Here is a 21,165-nt window from a genome sequence, read left to right as displayed (position 1 = left end):
CTCCCACTTGTCATCGAGTATATGGTTTTTGATTCTGAATGGCTGTTCGAACAAGGACGCGCGCAGTGATTCAGCCAGCTGAACTGATTCAGATAATCCGATTCCCGGCAGAAAAATGACAAATTCTTCCCCGCCATATCTCGCGGTTATTCCTCTCTCACCAATAAATCCGACAAGTCTGTCTGCCACCATGCATAATATTTCATTACCGGCTTCATGACCATATGTATCATTGACACGCTTGAAATGATCCAGGTCCAGTATAAGCAGAGACGCGGTTTTTGGCATGCCGCCAGGTTCCATTACCGCAAAATGATGATCCAGTAAATTTTCCATATAACTAAAATTGTATAAATTCGTCAATCCGTCTCTTTCACTTTTCAGTTTAGTAGCCTCATAGTTTTTGGCATTTTCAGCTGCTACGCCCAAATAACTGTTTAAAATCGTCATGACCCGATAGTGCGCCTTACCGAAAGCATTTCGCTCTTTTGATTCAAGTGTCACGACACCAATCACAGTATCACCGTATTCAATTGGGAGTGACAGGACGCTTTCTGTATTTGACGGTATTTTATCACTTTTGACATTCGACCATTCGGACATATTGTTATACCAGACAGGCTTCCCAGTCGACCATACGGTACCACTGAATGCTTCATTCCGCTCAATAGAGATGAAAGAGGGATCTGTTTGGTGCGCAACATCCTCAAACCGCTCCAAAACAAGTCTTTCTTTGTCTGCCATAAAAATATAAGCGTAATCAACCGGCAGTAAATGACTGACTTCCTGGATAAATACATCATAAACGTCGGCAAGATCCAGTCGGTTTGTAAGCCGATGCCCAATTTCACCCGTCTTTTCAAGAAACCGGTTAATTTTCTGGTAAGAGTAAAGCAGTCTCAATATGATTGATATAAAAACAAATGGAATCCCCACATAAAAAATGCCGCTTCTGCCAATTTCTGTATACAAAGCAAATAATACAAATCCGACCGGTATCGTGAGCAATGTCGTGAAAAACTCCCATCTTATGCCTTCATCAATTAACCTTGTGTTACGCCTGTAAAGTATTTTATCGAGGACGACATTAAAAAGTGTATTAACGAGAAATATGGCGGCAGCATACCCAAAAATAGCAAAGACTTGCTCCTGGCTTTGCGCTGAAATTGTTTCATGACTACCTCCAAGCAAATTAAATATGATGGCAGCGATGATTGAGACAATGGAAAACATTAACATATTCAATGGGTACCGGTATGAATCCTTCTTTCCAACGCCCGTTTTGAGCAGCACTACAATAATGGCAATTTGTGTTAATATTATCTCGGCAAAAAGACCGAAAATAAGAAATACCGCCAAACTTATTCCGTTGACAAAAAAAATCGGGTTATTCCGGATGATGACCGGGAACCAGGCGACAATCCCGATAAACAAAGCAAACAGGAGTATGTCAACGATTTGATTGTCGATATTCAAATAATAATGGCGATAAGAAATCCATAATATAGTCGGCCAGACAATGACCCATAACACCCATATAATGATAGTCTTTCTTGTCGTTACCATTTAGTGCGACATCTCCCCGCCCAATATAATACCGTGTGTCTTGACTAACTGTGACTTTAGACTCATAGTTTAAAAAAATTCGGATAATTACAGTTTACTACAAATGAGACATTTCTTCAAAATATTTCCTGACAATCGCAATAAAATGCAGCGATCCGGTTATAAAATAGCAGACATTTTCTCTTTGAAAGCTGATTTGTTCAATCGCCTGCCGCCAGTCACGCTGATAACGGGTATACCGCAAGCGGCTGAAATCCTGAAGCTGTTCAACTCCTGCAGCCCTTGGGTGATCAAATGTCGTTAATGTGACAGAAGAAAAGTGAGGTTCCAAATCGTTCAGCATTCTATTTAAATCTTTGTCTTTAAATGCAGCGAAAATAAGGTGTTTTTCCTTATCGGCAAAATAGGTGGACACTGTATCGACAAAGGCCTGGATGCCTGCCGGGTTATGCGCACCATCCAGAAAAATGGCCGGTTTTGTATGGATCCGCTCAAATCGGCCGGATATTCGGGCGGCAGCCAGACCATTCATTGTATTTTCCCGGTTGAGTTCAAAGCCTTTTCCATCAAGAATGACAAGAGCCATAATAGCAAGCGAGGCATTTCTTATTTGATGGGTACCTGCTGTCTGTAATTCGGTTTCCATGCTCGTACCAGCAGTGAAGGTCCAGCGAAATCGCTCGTACGTCGTCGTTGAATCAATGACTTTATACTGAAAATCGTTACCCATCAAATAGAGAGGCGCGTTTTTTTTCGCAGCCTCATCAGCTATGACCGATAGTGATTCATCACACATCTCCCCAGCAATGACAGGACGATTTTCTTTTATGATGCCAGCTTTATGATAGGCAATGGATTTTATATTGTCCCCGAGAAAACCCGTATGGTCAAATGCCACATTTGTTATAATGGATAAAATAGGGACAAAACAATTTGTTGTATCTTCCCTGCCGCCCATACCGGTTTCAATGAGCGCAATATCCACATTATCGGTAAAATATAAAAAAGCAATAGCCGTTATGATTTCAAATTCAGTCGGATGGTTACGCTCGTTATCAAGTTGCAAAATAAACGGATAGATTTTATTGATATATGTTAGAAATGTTTTTTTGGGAATGACGGAATCATTGATAGAAATATGACCCGTCAAGCCTTCAAGGCTCGGAGAATTGAATACACCGGTCCGGTAACCGTTTGTCACCAGTGCATGTTTCAGATAATGAATGGTTGAGCCTTTGCCATTGGTGCCTGCCACATGAATGGCATCCAATTTTTCCTGCGGATTATCAAGCAGGGATAATAGTTTATGAATACGAGCAAGACCCGGTTTTACGCCATATTGTTTCCGGTCCTGGAAAAAAGTTTCGACTTGGAAGAAATCTTCGAACATTGTACACACCGCTTTTCATTTGATTTAAAGGATGCCCTAAAATATGGTTGCTTTAGAATGAAGCAGAGACTACTTTATAGCTTTAATCTAAACAGCATCATTATAGCAATAAACTACTGCGATTTGCATCAGAAAGGAAGACATGATTTGAGTTTGAACGGTTGGATTATTTATAACGGCTATTTGCCGGGAAATAAATTTCTTGATTTTGCAGAATGGATTCAGCAGGCCGCAGCCAAGCAGCATATTGAAACATCCATTTATAAAAATAACGAACTGCTGGGGATGCTCAGTTCAAAATCAATGAAACTGCTCGGTACGGTAAAAAGTGGATGGCCTGATTTTGCCGTCTTTGCCGACAAAGATATTTACCTGGCAAAACAGCTCGAATTACTCGGTATCCGTGTGTTCAACAGTTCAGAGACAATAGCTGTAAGTGATGACAAAATTGCGTCATATCAGTTGTTGGCATCCAAACGCTTGCCCGTCCCCAAAACGGTCATTGCACCGAAAGCCTTTCACAATTCGGGGGATAATCGTATTGACGACTATCATGAAGCGATGAAGGTTCTGGATTTTCCCATGATTGTCAAAGAAGCATTCGGTTCCTTTGGCGATCAAGTTTATCTTGTTCACTCAAAGGAAGAACTGGCTAAAAAAATTTGCCAGCTTCAGGGCAGGCCATTTATGCTTCAGGAATTCATTGCCGCAAGTTTTGGGCGTGACATGCGTCTGCATGTTGTTGGTGATGACGTTGTTGCTGCTATGACCCGTCATGCATCAAATGATTTTCGGGCAAATGTAACAGCCGGTGGAACAATGCGGGCACATACCCCAAGTGCCGAAGAAAAAAATATTGCTGTTGCAGCAGTCAAAGCCATTGGTGCTGATTTTGCCGGGGTGGATTTATTGTTCGGTGCTGACGGTTCACCAATCATCTGTGAAATCAATTCAAACGCACATATCCGTAATATGTTCGACTGTACCGGTATCAACGTTGCCGATTTTATAATGGATTATATAAGGGACAGTTTAAAGTGAGGGATACGCTATGGAAGGCTGGTTAATCTATAACAAAACAGACGCCGGACAAAACACGTCCTATATTAACTGGTTCGTGAAAGAAGCACACGTGCAAAACATTTCACTGCAGTTAATTCTGAGGGAAAATTTAACGGTTGGGGTTATCGATGATCAGCTGACCGTTTTACTTAATGGAAAACCGGTGGCGTTGCCTGATTTTGCGGTTATCCGGACAATCGAACCGCTTTTGAACCGCCAGCTCGAATCACTGGGGATAGCGGTATATAATCCATCCGGAACGGCCATTATCTGCAATGACAAAGCACTGACACATTTTCATGTGAGCAAATTAGCCATCCCTCAGGCTGATACAGTGTTTATTTCAGACAAAACCGGACTGCCCGAGTCACCTCCTCTCCCCTTTCCATTTGTTGTTAAAGCAACACATGGCAGGGGCGGCAAACAGGTAGTTATGGTGACGAATGTCCGGGAATGGCAGCATATAAAGCATGACCTGCCACGGGAAGATCTGATTATCCAATCAGCGGCAGCTATTCAACCGGGGAAAGATGTGCGTGTATTTGTGATCGGCACAAACGTGATCGGAGCCGTGCTGAGGGAAAATAACCATGATTTTCGCGCCAATTACAAGCTTGGCGGTTCTGCTTCTTTGTATGAACTTGACGCACATGAAATATCCCTTGTCAGACAAATCAGTGATTATTTTCGGTTTGGAATGGTTGGCATTGATTTTCTGATCGATCTAGATGGTCATTTTATCTTTAATGAAATAGAAGATGTTGTCGGTTCCCGCGCATTGAGTGCCGTCAGTGACATTAATATTTTAAAACAGTATATCCGGTATATTAAAAGCGGAAATTCATCGTCATCATGAATTTCCGCGTTACTTTTCCTATGCTTTTAATTCGTCGAGACGTGCTTTCACTTTAGCCTGTTTTTCCAGATAATCTTTTTCCTTCTGTCTTTCCTCATCAACCACCCGTTGCGGTGCTTTATTGACAAAACCGTCATTTGCGAGTTTTTTCTGGACACGTTCCACCTCGCTATTCCATTTCTTCAGTTCTTTTTCCAGCCGTTCGATTTCTTTGTCAAAATCAATCAGCCCTTCTAGCGGCAGGAATAATTCCGCTCCGGTGACAACCGCTGACATTGCCTTGGACGGTGCTTCAACATCCGTAGCAATGATTAATTCACTTGGATTGCAGAACCGCTCCAAATAACTGCGATTGTTTTCAAGTTCGGCGGCAATCGCTTCATCTTCTGTTTTAATAAACAGTTTGATTGGCTTAGACAATGGTGTGTCAACTTCAGAACGGATATTACGTACTGACTTGATGATGGAAATGAGCCGCTGCATGACATTCGCCGCTTCATCATCCTGAAATTCAGGTCTTACTTCCGGCCATTTGGCAATCGTTATGGATTCACCCTCATGAGGAAGCTGCTGCCAGATTTCTTCGGTAATGAACGGCATATATGGATGAAGCATCCGCATTGTCTGATCAAGGACATAGGCGAGCACCGATCGTGTTGTCTTTTTCTGTTCTTCGTCATCACCATAAAGTGGCAGTTTGGCCATTTCAATATACCAGTCACACAGTTCATCCCAGATGAAATTATACAGATGACGGCCTGCTTCTCCAAATTCATATTTGTTCGTATTTTTAGTTACCTGTTCAATGGTCTCATTTAGTCTTGTCAAAATCCATTTATCCGCAAGCGACTTTTCTCTTGTCAGATCAATATCATCATATGTGATGTTTTCCATATTCATCAAAGAAAAACGCGAAGCATTCCACACTTTGTTGGCAAAATTCCATGTTGCTTCAACTTTTTCCCAATGGAAACGCAAATCCTGACCCGGTGTCGAACCGGTCAAAAGGAAGTATCTGAGTGAATCGGCACCGTATTTGTCAATCACATCCATTGGGTCAACACCATTGCCGAGCGACTTACTCATTTTCCTTCCTTCCGCATCACGAATCAGACCATGAATCAGTACATCCTTGAACGGGCGTTTGCCGGTGAACTGTTTTGATTGAAAAATCATCCGGGCTACCCAGAAAAAGATGATATCATAACCGGTCACTAGAACATCTGTCGGAAAATAACGCTTGAAATCTTCGGCATTTTCATCTGGCCAGCCCATTGTCGAAAATGGCCATAATGCAGAAGAAAACCACGTATCAAGCACATCCTCATCCTGCTCCCAATTTTCAATATCTGCAGGTGCCTCCTTGCCGACATACATTTCCCCTGTTTCCTTATGATACCAGGCCGGTATTCGATGGCCCCACCATAGCTGACGTGAAATACACCAGTCACGGATATTTTCCATCCAATGAAGATACGTTCGTTCAAACCGGTCCGGGAAGAAATTAACTTTTCCATCACCATTCTGCAGTTCAATTGCGGCGTCTGCCAATGGCTGCATGTTGACAAACCATTGTGTTGACAAATATGGCTCCACAACTGCTCCACTTCGCTCTGAATGACCAACCTGATGAACATGGTCTTCAATTTCGAACAGAACACCCTGCTCCTGCAGATCTTTCACGATTTGTTCACGGCATTCAAATCGGTCCATCCCTTGGTACCGGCCGGCATTTTCATTCATTGATCCATCTCCGTTCATGACCAGCACACGTTCAAGATCATGACGGTTGCCGATTTCAAAATCATTTGGATCATGAGCGGGCGTGATCTTCACGGCACCGGAGCCCATTTCCATATCGACATATGAATCAGCCACAATTTCAATTTCCCGGCCGACAATCGGCAGAATAACCGTTTTGCCAATCAGATGCTGGTAACGTTCATCATCCGGATGGACAGCGACTGCTGTATCACCAAGCATCGTTTCCGGACGAGTTGTGGCAATTTCAATTGTTTCATCACTGTCTTTGATTGGATAGCGCATATGATAAAATTTACCCTGCACTTCCGCATACTCAACTTCTATATCGGAAAGAGCTGTTTTCGTATCCGGGTCCCAATTGATAATGTATTCACCACGGTAGATCAATCCTTTTTCATAGAGTTTAACGAAGACTTCCCGCACAGCTTTTGACAATCCGTCATCAAGCGTGAATCGTTCCCGTGAATAATCCAGGCCAAGGCCCAATTTTTCCCACTGTGAGCGAATGAAATCAGCATATTCCTCTTTCCAGTCCCAGGCCACGTCCAAAAACTTTTCCCGGCCCAGGTCATGCCGATTTTTACCTTGTTCTTTCAGCTTGGCTTCCACTTTTGCCTGTGTTGCGATTCCCGCATGGTCCATACCCGGCAGCCATAACACATCATAACCCTGCATTCGTTTCATCCGTGAAATCGTATCCTGCATGGTCGTATCCCATGCATGGCCCAAATGCAGTCGCCCGGTAACATTCGGCGGTGGAATAACAATGGTAAATGGTTCCTTTTCCTTGTCCCCTGTTGCTTCAAAAAATTTACCATCTACCCAATACCGGTATCTGTCTTTTTCAATTTCATTTGGATTGTACTTTGATGACATGAATGTTTTGTTGTCTTCACTCACCATGGATTCCTCCCTCAATATGAATATTTGTAAAAACAAAAATCCTTTTCATCCAAAAAAGGACGAAAAGGATCTAATTCCGTGGTACCACCTTTGTTCATAGACAGTTAAAGCCTATGCACTCACGTCTGATAACGGTCAGCAACCGGCATTCTTCTACTGAATTCAAAGAAGCAGCTTCATGGGCGACCTTCCAGAATCATGGTTCCCGGGAAATTCCCACCAGACATTCCCTCTCTTTATGGGTAACGATTCCGTACTCTTCCCAATCATCGCTTATAGAGGTTGTTCAAAAAGTCCGGTAAAAATGGCGCGTTAAATGTCTCGGTCTTTTTATCCCACTTTTTGAACATGCACTTATAAATATTGATTTTATTTTACCGTTTTTTGATAACAAAATCAACTATTGGCTTAAGGATGGCACAAAACAGCCTGTCATATACATAAGATATGATAGTAATAAGGGAGGGGTGAATAAAATATGGCACGTTATTATCGCTACCGCCTGCCGCCATGGGCACGAAAATGCATCATTGTCATTGAAAAAGTGACATTGCCGATATTGATTTTTCAGCTGATCCGGACACTTCTTTTCCCGACTTCGCTGGATGTCTTTTTACTTGGCGCATTAGTGGGGTTATTTATCGCGTTTTATTTGGAATGGGTTTAATCTCCAGATTCATTTTCAGGACTGACAGTGCTGTCATCATATTCATTAAGTTGAGACCAGCGGCGTCCAAACTCCAATCGGCGAAAAGCACGCTGCAGCAGTTGGACTTGTTTGACCAGCGTCTGCCCAGTATTTGCCATGTAATCATCAATGAGCGTTATATAATCGGAAGGATCCAATAAATAAACTGTGAGCAAATGCTGTTCCATTTCAGTCAATGGGTTTTGTTCCTGATATGCCGGAAACAATTCAGCCAATTGTGAGGTCTGCTGGTCATGGTATTGTACTTGTCTTTTAAGAAAAATTGACAGATCGACAACAGCATTGTCATATGCTGCTCTTTCCCAATTAATGATATACGTGTTGTTTTGATGGAGAAAGTGGGATAAATTCAAATTGCCGTGCAAAAGACTGTAATGCCATTTTCGCTCATGTTCCAGCATCACTTTCAGCTGCTCAACATGATCATCCAGTTCAGCCAAAACATTCACCAGAACATGATAATGTGTACAAACCTGCAGTTCAAATGGTGACATAAACCGATTCCGTTCAAATAACTCCACATAAGTCAATAATGCTTCGTGACGTTCAACACAATGCTGCTGATAATCATTGAATTTTTGCATAACCGCAGCAGTATCCATCGAGATTGATTGTTTTGTTTTAGCATGAACCCTCCCGATAGCTTCATATGCATCTGAGATACACCGCTCATGACCGGGATTCCTGTCTGTTATCCAAGGTGTTAAGTAATAATACGAATCATCCATTCTGACGTATAATTCGCCTGTCTCAGTCAAATATACCGGTAACACGTTGACTAAATGTGATGCATATGCCTGATGGTAAACCTGTTCCCATCTCAAAACGGCATCTTCCGTTAATTTACTTCGTTTCAGTGCATATGCATGCCGTCCATCACTCACCTTATATAGACAATCTGATTGTTGTTCAATATGATATGGGTAAATCCCATACGCGCCGATTATTCGCTCGATCGGTACCACACTTATCATCCACCACCTTCTATATATCACGGTTAGTAACCCGTCAAAAAACGGCGGTTAACTGCCCGTAAATGTCCAATTCGGTTCAACTAACATTCAGTGGGAGAAAAGCACCCCACTGAATGAAGTTTCGCTTTATCCCGCATGTAACGAACAGTAAACCGCCAAAAAACGGCGGCTAACTGTTCATAAATGTCCGATTCTGCTCAACTAACATTCAGCAAGGATAGTACGTCTTGCTGAATGAAGTTTCGCTTTATGAAGCAGTTACCCCTTACCGCAAACAAGCAAGGGGTGTATGTTTTCTATGGATTTTTCTTATATGGAATATATAATAGTTGACCTTCTTCCAACCCTTCTTCATCCAACCGATTTTGTTTCAGCAGCTGGAGTGCCGATATATCATACCGCTCTGCAATGGATTCGATTGTATCATTATCCTGTACGATACATAGTCGCATTTTGCTATAAGTTTCTTCTTCATCATATCTGAACATATCAGCTAAATAACGGACATTTTCCGGCGATTCTGCCGATGCTTCTGAGCTTTCTTCCTGATAATCTGATAACTCGACCAATGCCGGGGATTCACCTGGGCTTTCCATATTTTCTGTGTCACCGCTAGATTCTTCATACTTTGGTGTTTCTTTTTCATCCTTGGCAAAAAATTCAGCAAGTGTCTGCGATTTTTTAGTTTTCCAGCGTGCCTTGGCAGATGAGGAGCCATCTTCTGTTTCTTCTGTCGGCTGATCCTCTGCTTCAGGCAAAATCGGTGCATCTTCCTGTCCAATTGCTTCATCTGCTTCCGGCTCTTCTTTTTCCATCTTCATATCAAATGCAAATGTTTCATCGTCCCTATCGGTTAAAGCAGGTCCTTTGTCATGTTCGTCATCAAACGTGTTTACCGATTCATCACTGATTCCATATATTTCAATTGTTGAGTTTAGCTTTAGCTGGTTCTGATCAGGTATTTCATAGTCAAATGATTCAATACCGACTGTCACATCATCCATATCAGTTACACGATATGCTGGAACAGAGATTTCTACAGGAAAACGGTGTGTAAACTCTGCCTGATCATCATCAACGTTGACGATATTTTCAATATAACGTCTTGCATGATAATCATCAAAACCCAATGTATCTCCATCGTTTTCCTGCGATAATCCTGCTTTTTGATAAGATCCACGGAGTTCGATAACACCTCTGATTGAAACATAATCATTGAACGGCTGTATGGCAATTTCCGGGTCGAGTGAAATGCCCGTCATTTCACCAACTTCCTGTCCTTTTTCAAAGTAAAGCGATTCATTTAAATCAAAACGGAATACTTCCTGTTCATTTCCCAAGCGATTTCCTCCCTTCTTCAGCATATATTCCATATACTTATACGTCTCAGTTAAACTATATGACACAAAAAAGAAAGATATGCCAAACGTTCCTGCTTTCCGCGCAGAGAAAATAAAAAGCTATCCCGAAAAATCCGGAATAGCTTTTTATGTCTACTTTTCAATTTTGGAGAATGCTGTGCGAACTGCTTGGATTGTTTTATCAATATCCTCATCGGTATGGGCAGTTGATAAAAATACACCTTCAAATTGAGACGGTGGCAGGAAGATACCTTCTTCGATCATCGCCCGGTAATATTGGGCAAAATAATCAACATTGGCAGTCTGGGCTGTTTCATAGTTAATAACGGGTTCATTCGTGAAGAAGAAACCAACCATCGATCCGGCACGGTTTACATGAAGCGGTATATCGTAATCAATGGAAGCCTGCTTATACCCCTCAACCAATTTATCGACTTTTCGATTAATGTCGTCATAGGATGATTCGTCAAGCGCTTTTAACGTTTCATACCCGGCCGTCATGGCGAGCGGATTGCCAGATAACGTACCAGCCTGGTAAATCGAACCGGTCGGGGCAACACTTTCAATAATCTCCCGTTTTCCGCCGTACGCGCCAACAGGCAATCCGCCGCCGATCACTTTTCCAAGACAAGTTATGTCAGGTATCACACCAAAATAGCCTTGTGCACAATGATAGCCAACCCGAAACCCTGTCATCACTTCGTCAAATATCAGGAGTGATCCATTATCTTCGGTTATTTTCCGCAATTCCTGCAAGAAGTTTTCCTGCGGCGGCACAACACCCATGTTACCGGAAACAGGTTCTGCAATAACCGCGGCAATATCATCACCGTATTCAGAAAATACATAGCGAACGCTTTCGACATCGTTATATGGAACGGTTATTGTATTTTCAGCAATCGATTTAGGAACACCCGGGCTGTCCGGCAATCCAAGGGTTGCAACACCAGATCCTGCTTTAATGAGTAACGAATCACTATGGCCATGATAGTTACCTTCAAATTTCAGGATTTTGCTGCGGCCGGTATATCCACGGGCAAGTCTTAGTGCACTCATGGTGGCCTCTGTTCCGGAATTTACCATACGCAGCATTTCAACTGATGGAACACGGTCAATCACGAGCTCAGCGAGTTTATTTTCCTGGATAGTTGATGTACCGAAGCTAGTTCCTTTTTCCGTAACTTCTTTCAGTCCGGAAACAACGCGGTCATCAGCATGTCCAAGGATAAGCGGACCCCAGCTTAACACATAATCAATGTAGGTATTGCCATCAATGTCAGTTATTTTAGATCCTTTACCGTGGTCCATAAAGATCGGTGACATTCCAACGGATTTAAACGCCCGTACCGGTGAGTTCACACCACCAGGCATTAAATCTGCCGCTTTCTTGTACGCATTTTGCGACTTCTCAAAATTTCGCATCATACTTCACCTCAACTTGAAATTTTTACCCCGCAAAAACCGGGGATAACTGGTCCGATTCTGTCTAACCTTAAGCTTGAAGCCATTTTGCCACATCTTTGGCAAAGTAAGAAATAATCAAATCGGCACCGGCACGTTTCATGGCGGTCAGTTTTTCAAGTACCAGCTCCCGTTCGTCAACCCAGCCGTTTAATGCAGCTGCTTTTACCATGGCATATTCACCACTTACATTATACGCAACAACCGGAGCATTAAAATTATTCCGCACATCACGAACAATATCCAGGAATGATAGAGCTGGTTTGACGATCAGAAAGTCTGCACCTTCTTCGATATCGGTGTCTGCCTCCCGCAATGCTTCCCGGCGGTTTGCCGGATCCATCTGATATGTTTTGCGGTCACCAAACTGTGGTGAGCTGTCTGCCGCATCACGGAATGGACCATAAAATGCCGATGCATATTTTACAGCGTATGACATAATAGGAACATTTTGGTATCCAGCTTCATCCAGTGTCTGACGAATGACCGTGACAAATCCATCCATCATATTGGAAGGTGCAATGATATCCGCACCTGCCTCTGCCTGAGATACAGCTGTTTTAGCTAATAGTTTCAATGATTCATCATTATCGACATCGTGATTATGAATGACCCCGCAATGACCATGTGATGTATATTCACATAGACATGTATCAGCAACAACGAGCATTTCGGGTGCTTCTTTCTTAATAAGCCGGGTTGCCTGCTGAACAATGCCGGTGTCGATAAATGCGCCGGTCCCTTGCTCATCTTTCTCATTCGGGACGCCAAACAACATCACCGCCTTTATTCCGAGTGACAGCAATTCTTCCATTTCCGCTTTTACATGATCAAGTGAAATCTGATAAACACCCGGCATGGATGGCACTTCATTTTTGATGTTCTCACCCTCAATAATGAAAAGCGGATAAATGAAATCGTCCATTTTCAAGTGATTCTCACGGACAAGCGACCGCATTGCAGCTGAAGAGCGCAGACGGCGATGCCGCTTGAATTCCCATTCGTTCACCATATGAATCTATCCTTTCTGTTCGAAAAATTCTTCCATACATGTCAACATACCATCAACGGTAAATTCGTTCGGAACAAGGCAATTGGTCAAACCAAAATCAGACGCACGTTCTTCAGTTGTCGTCCCAATACAAACAATCGGTGGAAGACTGTTAAGCGCCTGTTCCTTAAATTCCATAAATGCATCAACCGAAGATGGGCTCGTAAATGTTATGGCATCAAGGTTTTTTTGTTTCAACATCTCATTCAAGTGAGCTCTCTCCGAAAAGCGATACCTGGATTCATAAACTTCAAGCTGCTGAAAGCGGACGCCTTGCTTTTTGAACCAAACCGGCAGAATATCCCGCGATCTATTTCCCCTGATAAATAGGACCGGCTCCTCAATCTGTGAATACTTAGCAAAAAATTCTTTTGTCATGGCTTCTGCACTGTATACGGTCGGGATAAAATCTGTCCGATAACCATAACTTTTCAGCGCATTTGCCGTTTTGCGGCCGACAGCAGCAAACTTGCTTTCAGCTAAAAAAGCATTCCCCATAGCAGATTGTTCAAGCATCTGGAAAAAACAATGGACACCATTTGTACTCGTAAAGAACAGCCATTTGAATAGCTCCCTGTTCTGGTTCAGCTTTCGACAGGCATCATGACATTTGCAGGATATCTCTAAAAGAGGCACCTCCACAGGTATACCACCGGACTGCATAATTTTTTGCGCAAATTCTTTTGCCTGTTTTTCTTCCCTTGTAATTAAGATTCGTTTTCCCTCAAGCGGTGCAGTCATTAACTGTCAAGCTCCTCTTTTACCTGTTCAACAATATCTTTGGCACCCCGGCTGATCAATTTTTGCGCTGCTTCTGTCCCAACTGCTTCCGGATCGGTTCCGCGCACCACTTCTCGCAGCATTGTCTTACCGTCAGTTGTTCCGACAAAAGCCGTCAGCTTAATGTCATTCCCCTCCAGAGCAGCATAGCCTCCAATCGGTACGGAACAGCTGCCATCCAATAATTTTAGAAAGGTTCGTTCAGCGGTCACCGTTTTGGCTGTATCGTCATCATTTATCTTAGCTAACAGTTCACGCAGTTCATGATCATCCTCACGGCACTCAATTGCCAATGCTCCCTGCCCAACTGACGGAACACATACATCAGGCTCAAGATATTCGGTTATGAGCTCTTCGCTTAATCCAACACGCTTCAGCCCGGATACCGCCAAAATGATCGCATCATAATCTTCTTCGTTCAATTTGCGGATACGTGATTCAATATTACCGCGAATCCATTTTATCTCAACATCAGGACGTTCTGCGAGGATTTGTGCCTTCCGTCTTAAACTGCTTGTCCCAACAATGGCACCTTCAGGCAAATCCTTTAATGGCATATTATTTTTGGCTATGTAGGCATCCCTGTGATCTTCCCTGACCGGTATTGATGTAATCACAAGCCCCTCAGGCATTTCAGAAGGCATATCTTTCATGCTGTGGACAGCAAAATCGATTTCTTTTTCATACATTGCTTTTTCAATCTCTTTAACGAAAAGGGCTTTCCCACCAACCTTTGAAAGTGTGACATTAAGGATTTGATCACCCTTCGTCACAATTTTTTTCACTTCAAATTGATTGGTGATCCCGGCCTGTTTTAACTGGTTGATAACCCAGTCTGTCTGGGTTAATGCCAAGTTGCTTTTTCGCGACCCAACAACAATTTGACGCATTTGGATTCCTCCTTAAAGGATCTATTGTAGAGGTTGTTCAAAAAGTCCGGTGAAAATGACACGTCGAACAAGGGACCTTCTGCTGAAACCGTCCATGTCCTTTGGCGGGCGCAGAACTCACCACAAACAAGAGAAGCCCGCTCCTTGGAAAAGAAAACCGCTTTTCCTGCGTGCGATGCAGATTCGGTGAAGCATTCCTTGTGCTCGAAACTTCGCCGCCATGAACGTTGACGCGATTGACTTGCTAGTGCAGGCGCCCGCACAGGACGCCTGAGAACTTAGCCTGCCGGTCCTTTTTAGCTTACTTTTTAAACACTCATTGTAAATGAAAATTGGATAAATTGCTGAACAGAAAAAAGTTAACCAGTAAAATAAGAAATGCAGCCGAGTTATAAACCGAAATTGGTCTCCCCTGATACCCCTTGCCTAATCGTAGAATCAGGTATAGAACATACACAACGAGTACAAGGAGTGATCCAACTGTTTTCAAATCAAACCAATAAAACTCAGCATTTGCAGCATATGCCCATCCAATCCCCAGAACAATTGCAATCGACAGGATCGGCACGCCCACTGTCACCGCTTTAAATGAAAGCTTGTCCAGCTGATCCAAGTCACCAATCCGCCATACCCAGTGAAATCCTTTCTTCCGCTTTAAAAACCGGTATTGGGTAAGATACATAAGCGAAAGTATGAAGGAAATGGTAAAAAAACCATACGATATGAATGCCAGTGTGACATGGGCAATCAGCATTTCATGAACCAGTTCAATACCCCGAACCTGCATCCGTTCCGTTGCTGTGGATGAAATCGATAATAATAGAATGAAAAAGCCTAGCAAATTAATGAAAAACAGCATAAACTGGACACGTAAAATCTTGCTGAGGATAAGTGAAAAGGTAATCAGCACCCAGGCGTAAAATGATAGGCCATCATATAACGTTAAAACCGGAAAACTTTTCTCAATGAATACCTGATGTAATAAAAAAACGGTTTGCAAAAGCCAAACCATACTAAGTAACCAGAAGGCTATCCTGCTCGCCTTCCGGTTATTTTGTATAAACTCAATAAAGTATCCTACCAGACTCAATCCGTAAATGATCAGTATGATTTCATAAAGCCATTTTGCTTCTTCCATAATGGAAATCCTTTCACCCTACTGTGATAAGCTTTGTGTAACAGGAAAGGATACCTTGTCATCTGTTTCGTTTATAGCTGGGTTATTTTTTTTCGCCTGTCTTTGTAGCTCTTCTTTCACATCATCTTCAATACCGAAAATATCAATAAATTGCTGCAGTGCTTCTTCTTTGTTGTCATCTGCCGCCAACTCCTTAGCCTGTGTCACCGGTTGTTTTAAGAGTTGGTTGACAATACTTTTCGTATGTTTATTCAATACTTTCTTCTCGCGCGCTGTTAAATCCGGTATTTTTCGTTCAATGCTTTTCATCGTTTCCGACTGTATGGATAACGCCTTTTTGCGAAGTGCCGATATAACCGGAACAACGCCAAGTGTCTGGACCCACTCATTAAACGCCACGATTTCCTTTTCAATCGTGATTTCCAGATTTTCGGCTGCTGCTTTTCTTGCAGCCAGGTTTTCATCTACGATATTCTGGAGGTCATCAATGTCATATAGGAAGACATTATCCAATTCGCCAATCGCAGGATCCAAATCTCTTGGAACAGCAATATCCACCAGAAACAGTGGTTTGCCTTTGCGATTTTTCTGAATGGTTTCCACCGATTCTTTTGAGAGCATAACAGAATCAGAACCTGTCGAACTGATCAGAATATCAGCATCATGCAGTACGTTATGCAGTTGTTCAACAGGCATTGCCTGTGCCTGGAACGTTTTTGCCAGTGACCAGGCTTTTTCAAACGTGCGGTTAACCACCGTAATGTTCGATGCTCCGGAACCGTGTATATTCTTGGCTGCCAATTCACCCATTTTGCCGGCGCCAAGTATGACAACATGTTTCGCTTGTAAATCCCCAAAAATTTTCTTCGCCAGTTCAACTGCTGCATAACCAACAGAGACAGCGTGTTCGCCAATTGCTGTTTCTTTATGTGCTTTTTTGGCAAATGTGATGGCTTGCTTGAACAACTCATTAAAAATCGTTCCGGTTGTATGGTTTTGCTGAGCAGTCAAAAAAGCATGTTTAACCTGTCCCAATATCTGTGTTTCGCCCAAAACCATTGAATCCAGTCCGGAAGTTACCCGGAACAAATGTTCAACCGTCGCATCACTTTCGGTTACGCGCAGGTACGATGAAATGTCTTCTTTATCAACTTGCAGCCAATCAGCAAGGAATTGTTTAATATAAAAGCGCCCGGTATGCGCCTGATCGGCTACTGCATAAACCTCTGTCCGGTTACAAGTTGAGACAATTACATTTTCCAGGATGCTTTTCCGCTTTTTCAGCTCTGCCATAGCTTTATCTATATCGTCTTCAGAAATCATAAAACGTTCCCTGATTTCCAACGGGGCTGATTTGTAATTGAAACCAACTTTGAGTAAATGCACCATAACTACCCCCATCAAAACTTTAAAACATCAGCTAACCATTATTGTAACATAGACAACACATGCCAAATGATTTAAAATGTGAACAGATTTTGAAACAAAAATCAAGATTCAATCGTATTTCATTTGTATGTTAATCCGTTTGTACTTTATCACACGCATATTGAAGACGCAAGGAATCTGCCGGCCGAAAAATACCGGCCGGTAATTAACAGAATGAAAGTTGGTGAGCAATTTGAAACGGCAACATTCTTTTGCTGCCTACATATTGATCGGTATTGGTGTTTACTTTTTATTAAGGGAGCTGAAAATCCCTATTATCACCGATTTTTATTCGTGGCCTACTTTGCTTATTATTATCGGAATTGCCCTGCTTATACATAGTTATACATCCAGCGATTATCAGCACCTGTTGAGTGGAACGATCGTGTTGGGGCTAGGTATCCATTTTCATGGCTTGAATCATTATTCTTTCTGGATTGATCATTGGGCAGTGTATCCGCTGATTGTCGGCATTGCTTTTATTGTGCGCGGGTTAAAAACAAAAAGCGGGCTTTTTACCGGTATCATCATCAGCGCTGTCTCCGTAGTCCTGATGTTTTCGGTTCGGTTACCGGCACCATTGGACTGGGTTTATGATTTCACCACTTTACTGGAACGGTTTTGGCCGCTGATTCTGATCGGAATTGGCATATACTGGCTCAAAAAGAAAAAATGATCCGATTGCCGGACGGATCATTTTTGTGCATAAAATATTCTATAAATACTGTCTGATCACACGCCACGCGTCATCTTTGCCTTCACCGGTTTCTGCCGAAAAGGGAATGACGATATCGCCTGATTCAACCGCCAATGTCTGGTATGTCTGTTTTAAATGCTTAGGGCGTTTTCCTTTAGCAATTTTATCAAGCTTTGTTGCTATCACCAATACTGGAAGCTCATAATACTTTAGAAAGTCATACATTAAGACATCATCTTTTGTTGGCGCATGCCGAATGTCGGTAATCATGACGCAAGCTTTCAGAGTATCACGTGTTTCAAAATATTCCTCCATCATGACGCCCCATTTTCCGCGTTCCTTTTTAGAAACTTTTGCATAGCCATAACCGGGAACATCAACAAAATAAAACTTGTCATTTATTTTATAAAAGTTGATTGTTTGGGTTTTGCCCGGCTTGGATGATGTTCGGGCTAAATTTTTCCGTTGGATCAGTTTATTAATGAATGATGATTTGCCTACGTTTGAACGGCCGGCCAACGCTATTTCCGGAAGCCGGCTGTCTGGATATTGTTTTTGGCTGACGGCACTTATGACCATTTCAGCATTAGTTACTTTCATGTTTCTCCTCCGTTAAAGCGTGTTTTAACACCTGGTCCAGATGACTGACTTTGATGAATATCAGATCATCACGCACACTTTCTGGTATATCCTCAATATCTTTCTCATTTTCTTCCGGGATAATAATCGTCGTTAGACCTGCCCGATGTGCACTCAGCGCTTTTTCTTTCATCCCGCCGATCGGCAGCACCCGACCGCGCAACGTGATTTCCCCTGTCATACCGACTTCTTTTTTTACGGCTCTGCCTGTCAGTGCCGAGACAAGGGCCGTAGCCATGGTAATCCCGGCTGAAGGGCCGTCCTTGGGTGTGGCGCCTTCAGGAACATGGATGTGGATATCGTATTTTTCATGAAAGTCCGGATCTATATGAAGTTCCTCAGCACGCGAGCGAATGTAGCTGAATGCGGCCTGAGCCGATTCCTGCATCACATCTCCCAGCTTGCCAGTCAGGGTTAATTTCCCTTTGCCGGTGTAATGAGTGACTTCAATTGATAAGATATCACCGCCGGCAGCTGTGTAGGCTAAACCTGTAGCCGCTCCCACCTGGTTTTCCTGTTCCCTCAGTCCATACCGGAAAAGTGGCTTGCCAAGCAGGTCTTCCATGCTTTTTTCAGTTACAATTACACGTTTTTTTTCACCGGATATAATGATTTTTGCTGCTTTTCGACAAAGCTTTGCGAGCTGTCGTTCAAGGTTGCGGACACCGGCTTCACGTGTGTAGGTTCGGATTAATTTCAGCAGAGCATCGTCACGTATTTGCAGATTACCCCTTTTCAAACCATTTTCTTTCAGCTGTTTGGGCAGCAAATGCTCTTTCGCGATATGCAGCTTTTCTACCTCCGTGTAGCCTGCAATCGTTATAAGTTCCATCCGATCCAACAGCGGTCCCGGGATATGATTGACATAATTGGCAGTAGCGATAAACAAAACATTTGATAAATCATACGTCTCTTCAATGAAGTGATCACTGAAATTGCTGTTTTGTTCGGGATCCAGCACCTCGAGCATCGCTGAAGATGGATCCCCACGGAAATCACTGACCATTTTATCTACTTCATCAAGCAGAAAGACCGGGTTGACGGTTTTGGCTCTTTTCATTCCCTGGATGATCCTGCCAGGCATGGCACCGATATACGTGCGCCGGTGGCCGCGAATCTCGGCCTCGTCACGGATACCACCAAGGGAAATGCGCACAAAATTCCGGTTGATTGAACGGGCAATTGATTTAGCCAATGACGTCTTGCCGACACCAGGCGGTCCAACAAGGCAAAGTATTGGGCCTTTGATTGACTGTGTCAGCTTTTGGACAGCCAGATATTCCAGTATACGTTCTTTGACTTTTTCAAGTCCATAATGATCTTCATCCAATATTCCCTGGGCTTTATCGATCTCGATCATATCTTCTGTTTTTTCGGTCCATGGCAATGCCAAAAGCCACTCAACATAATTGCGGATCACCGAACTTTCAGCAGAACTTTGCGGGACTTTCTCAAAACGTTTGAGTTCTTTCATGGCAACATCAACGATTCGATCCGGCATGTCTGATGCTTCTACTTTTTCTCTCAGTTGTTCAGCCTCACCGGATATTCCTTCTTTTTCACCAAGTTCTTTTTGAATAGCCTTCAATTGTTCACGCAAATAATATTCTTTTTGCGTTTTTTCCATCGAATTTTTGACACGCTGGCCGATTTTCTTTTCCAGATCGAGCACTTTTTTTTCGTTTGAAATTAATTGAATCAAATGCTGCAAACGTTCTTTCACATTCACCATTTCCAATAAATCCTGTTTGTCTTTTATCTTCAGGGAAAGGTGAGATGTGACGATATCGGCAAGCCTGCTCGGTTCATCAATATCCGTAACGGTGGCCAATGTTTCTTTAGTGATTTTTTGTGAAACTTTAATATACTGTTCAAATTGTCTGAGCAGCGAACGCATGAGTGCTTCTTCTTCGTTCTGTTCACCATGTTCATCTTCAAGCTCATTAATTTCAACAGTGAATTCCTCATTTTCATCGATAAAACGGCTGATTTCTCCGCGGCGCAGCCCTTCCACCAATACGCGTATGGTGCCATTTGGAAGCTTTAGCATCTGTTTGACATATGCCACTGTTCCAACCCGGTAAATATCTTTTGACTCCGGTTTATCCAGACTTACTTGTTTCTGGGCAGCAAGAAAAATCGTTTGATCATCCATCATTGCTTTTTCCAGAGCTGCGACGGATTTATCACGTCCTACATCCAAATGTAATACCATAGATGGAAAGACGAGCAATCCCCGCAATGGCAGGAGGGGCAGTTGTGTTGCTTCTTTAGTCATGATTATGTATACCTCCATTGACTGGAATTTTTTTCCGCATTTAAGGACAGGCCGAAAATACCGGCTAACTGCCCTTAAATGCTCGATTCTGCTCGGGCCAACGCGATGTTGGTCACAAAGAGGTTGCGATTGACGTTGCGTATTTAGCCTTTGATCCACTCATTCAATGGGAAAAGAACCCCATTGAATAAAGTTTCGCTTTATGTATGATTGTTTAA

17 protein-coding genes and 1 other annotated feature are annotated in these 21,165 nt (G+C 42.8%); of the genes, 4 read left to right on the top strand and 13 right to left on the bottom strand.

Annotation, left to right across the window (positions count from 1 at the left end; translation table 11 throughout):
- Window positions 1-1,566, bottom strand: a 1,566-nt coding sequence (locus VK080_RS14135) for a sensor domain-containing diguanylate cyclase (RefSeq protein WP_324225411.1), incomplete at its 3' end; no start/stop codon positions are given.
- 97 nt (window positions 1,567-1,663) lie between these two features.
- Window positions 1,664-2,956, bottom strand: a complete 1,293-nt coding sequence (locus VK080_RS14130) for a folylpolyglutamate synthase/dihydrofolate synthase family protein (RefSeq protein WP_324225410.1) — start codon at window positions 2,954-2,956, stop codon at window positions 1,664-1,666.
- Window positions 2,957-3,103: 147 nt separating this feature from the next.
- Here VK080_RS14130 and VK080_RS14125 point away from each other — a divergent pair, with 147 nt between their 5' ends.
- Entirely contained in the window at window positions 3,104-3,997 is an 894-nt protein-coding gene (locus tag VK080_RS14125) for a RimK family alpha-L-glutamate ligase (protein WP_324225409.1), read from the top strand.
- Window positions 3,998-4,007: 10 nt separating this feature from the next.
- Complete coding sequence (locus VK080_RS14120; protein ID WP_324225408.1) at window positions 4,008-4,874, top strand: hypothetical protein; 867 nt, start codon at window positions 4,008-4,010, stop codon at window positions 4,872-4,874.
- Window positions 4,875-4,892: 18 nt separating this feature from the next.
- Here VK080_RS14120 and VK080_RS14115 read toward each other — a convergent pair whose 3' ends face one another.
- Window positions 4,893-7,541: a valine--tRNA ligase gene (locus VK080_RS14115; RefSeq protein ID WP_324225407.1), complete on the bottom strand. Its 2,649-nt coding sequence runs from the start codon at window positions 7,539-7,541 to the stop codon at window positions 4,893-4,895.
- A gap of 52 nt (window positions 7,542-7,593) precedes the next feature.
- Window positions 7,594-7,820 (bottom strand) — a binding site (T-box leader).
- A 199-nt stretch (window positions 7,821-8,019) separates the two neighbouring features.
- Here VK080_RS14115 and VK080_RS14110 point away from each other — a divergent pair.
- Window positions 8,020-8,208, top strand: a complete 189-nt coding sequence (locus VK080_RS14110; RefSeq protein WP_324225406.1) for a hypothetical protein — start codon at window positions 8,020-8,022, stop codon at window positions 8,206-8,208.
- Here VK080_RS14110 and VK080_RS14105 read toward each other — a convergent pair.
- The 8 genes from VK080_RS14105 to hemA all read right to left on the bottom strand — a co-directional run bounded on the left by VK080_RS14105 (window position 8,205) and on the right by hemA (window position 17,291).
- Window positions 8,205-9,224 carry a hypothetical protein gene (locus VK080_RS14105; RefSeq protein WP_324225405.1) on the bottom strand — a complete coding sequence of 340 codons (1,020 nt, stop codon included), beginning with the start codon at window positions 9,222-9,224 and terminating at the stop codon, window positions 8,205-8,207. The two genes, VK080_RS14110 and VK080_RS14105, sit on opposite strands and share 4 nt — an antisense overlap.
- A gap of 296 nt (window positions 9,225-9,520) precedes the next feature.
- Window positions 9,521-10,564, bottom strand: coding sequence for a stage VI sporulation protein D (spoVID, locus tag VK080_RS14100; RefSeq protein ID WP_324225404.1), 1,044 nt, complete (start codon window positions 10,562-10,564; stop codon window positions 9,521-9,523).
- 153 nt (window positions 10,565-10,717) lie between these two features.
- Window positions 10,718-12,007 (bottom strand): glutamate-1-semialdehyde 2,1-aminomutase, encoded by a 1,290-nt coding sequence (gene hemL, locus VK080_RS14095; protein ID WP_324225414.1) that lies wholly within the window; start codon window positions 12,005-12,007, stop codon window positions 10,718-10,720.
- 70 nt (window positions 12,008-12,077) lie between these two features.
- Window positions 12,078-13,058: a porphobilinogen synthase gene (gene hemB / locus VK080_RS14090; protein WP_324225403.1), complete on the bottom strand. Its 981-nt coding sequence runs from the start codon at window positions 13,056-13,058 to the stop codon at window positions 12,078-12,080.
- A gap of 6 nt (window positions 13,059-13,064) precedes the next feature.
- Window positions 13,065-13,838: a uroporphyrinogen-III synthase gene (locus tag VK080_RS14085; protein ID WP_324225402.1), complete on the bottom strand. Its 774-nt coding sequence runs from the start codon at window positions 13,836-13,838 to the stop codon at window positions 13,065-13,067.
- A complete protein-coding gene (hemC, locus tag VK080_RS14080) occupies window positions 13,838-14,767 on the bottom strand; it encodes a hydroxymethylbilane synthase (protein WP_324225401.1) in 930 nt (309 codons plus the stop codon). The genes VK080_RS14085 and hemC overlap by 1 nt, the downstream gene beginning before the upstream one ends.
- Before the next feature lie 316 nt (window positions 14,768-15,083).
- Entirely contained in the window at window positions 15,084-15,905 is an 822-nt protein-coding gene (locus VK080_RS14075) for a cytochrome C assembly family protein (protein WP_324225400.1), read from the bottom strand.
- An 18-nt stretch (window positions 15,906-15,923) separates the two neighbouring features.
- Window positions 15,924-17,291 carry a glutamyl-tRNA reductase gene (gene hemA / locus VK080_RS14070; protein ID WP_324225413.1) on the bottom strand — a complete coding sequence of 456 codons (1,368 nt, stop codon included), beginning with the start codon at window positions 17,289-17,291 and terminating at the stop codon, window positions 15,924-15,926.
- Between the two features lie 226 nt (window positions 17,292-17,517).
- On the opposite strand from hemA, the gene VK080_RS14065 reads away from it, so the two are divergent.
- Window positions 17,518-18,009 carry a LiaI-LiaF-like domain-containing protein gene (locus VK080_RS14065; protein WP_324225399.1) on the top strand — a complete coding sequence of 164 codons (492 nt, stop codon included), beginning with the start codon at window positions 17,518-17,520 and terminating at the stop codon, window positions 18,007-18,009.
- 39 nt (window positions 18,010-18,048) lie between these two features.
- Here VK080_RS14065 and yihA read toward each other — a convergent pair whose 3' ends face one another.
- Window positions 18,049-18,630, bottom strand: a complete 582-nt coding sequence (yihA, locus tag VK080_RS14060) for a ribosome biogenesis GTP-binding protein YihA/YsxC (protein ID WP_324225398.1) — start codon at window positions 18,628-18,630, stop codon at window positions 18,049-18,051.
- Entirely contained in the window at window positions 18,617-20,947 is a 2,331-nt protein-coding gene (lon, locus tag VK080_RS14055) for an endopeptidase La (protein ID WP_324225397.1), read from the bottom strand. Before lon ends, yihA begins: the two co-directional genes overlap by 14 nt.
- Between the last annotated feature and the right edge of the window lie 218 nt (window positions 20,948-21,165).

Source organism: Lentibacillus sp. (assembly GCF_035301925.1).
Lineage (GTDB): Bacteria > Bacillota > Bacilli > Bacillales > Amphibacillaceae > Lentibacillus.
Note: the sequence above shows the minus strand (reverse complement) of the source record. Positions and strands in the feature narration are given on the sequence as shown.

What these genes read in the sequence shown, in the direction of transcription:
- VK080_RS14130 (WP_324225410.1), bottom strand. Translation starts at nt 2,956, where the DNA reads ATGTTCGAAGATTTCTTCCAAGTCGAAACTTTTTTCCAGGACCGGAAA.
- VK080_RS14120 (WP_324225408.1), top strand. Translation starts at nt 4,008, where the DNA reads ATGGAAGGCTGGTTAATCTATAACAAAACAGACGCCGGACAAAACACG.
- VK080_RS14115 (WP_324225407.1), bottom strand. Translation starts at nt 7,541, where the DNA reads ATGGTGAGTGAAGACAACAAAACATTCATGTCATCAAAGTACAATCCA.
- VK080_RS14110 (WP_324225406.1), top strand. Translation starts at nt 8,020, where the DNA reads ATGGCACGTTATTATCGCTACCGCCTGCCGCCATGGGCACGAAAATGC.
- VK080_RS14105 (WP_324225405.1), bottom strand. Translation starts at nt 9,224, where the DNA reads ATGATAAGTGTGGTACCGATCGAGCGAATAATCGGCGCGTATGGGATT.
- hemL (WP_324225414.1), bottom strand. Translation starts at nt 12,007, where the DNA reads ATGCGAAATTTTGAGAAGTCGCAAAATGCGTACAAGAAAGCGGCAGAT.
- hemB (WP_324225403.1), bottom strand. Translation starts at nt 13,058, where the DNA reads ATGGTGAACGAATGGGAATTCAAGCGGCATCGCCGTCTGCGCTCTTCA.
- VK080_RS14085 (WP_324225402.1), bottom strand. Translation starts at nt 13,838, where the DNA reads ATGACTGCACCGCTTGAGGGAAAACGAATCTTAATTACAAGGGAAGAA.
- hemC (WP_324225401.1), bottom strand. Translation starts at nt 14,767, where the DNA reads ATGCGTCAAATTGTTGTTGGGTCGCGAAAAAGCAACTTGGCATTAACC.
- VK080_RS14075 (WP_324225400.1), bottom strand. Translation starts at nt 15,905, where the DNA reads ATGGAAGAAGCAAAATGGCTTTATGAAATCATACTGATCATTTACGGA.
- yihA (WP_324225398.1), bottom strand. Translation starts at nt 18,630, where the DNA reads ATGAAAGTAACTAATGCTGAAATGGTCATAAGTGCCGTCAGCCAAAAA.
- lon (WP_324225397.1), bottom strand. Translation starts at nt 20,947, where the DNA reads ATGACTAAAGAAGCAACACAACTGCCCCTCCTGCCATTGCGGGGATTG.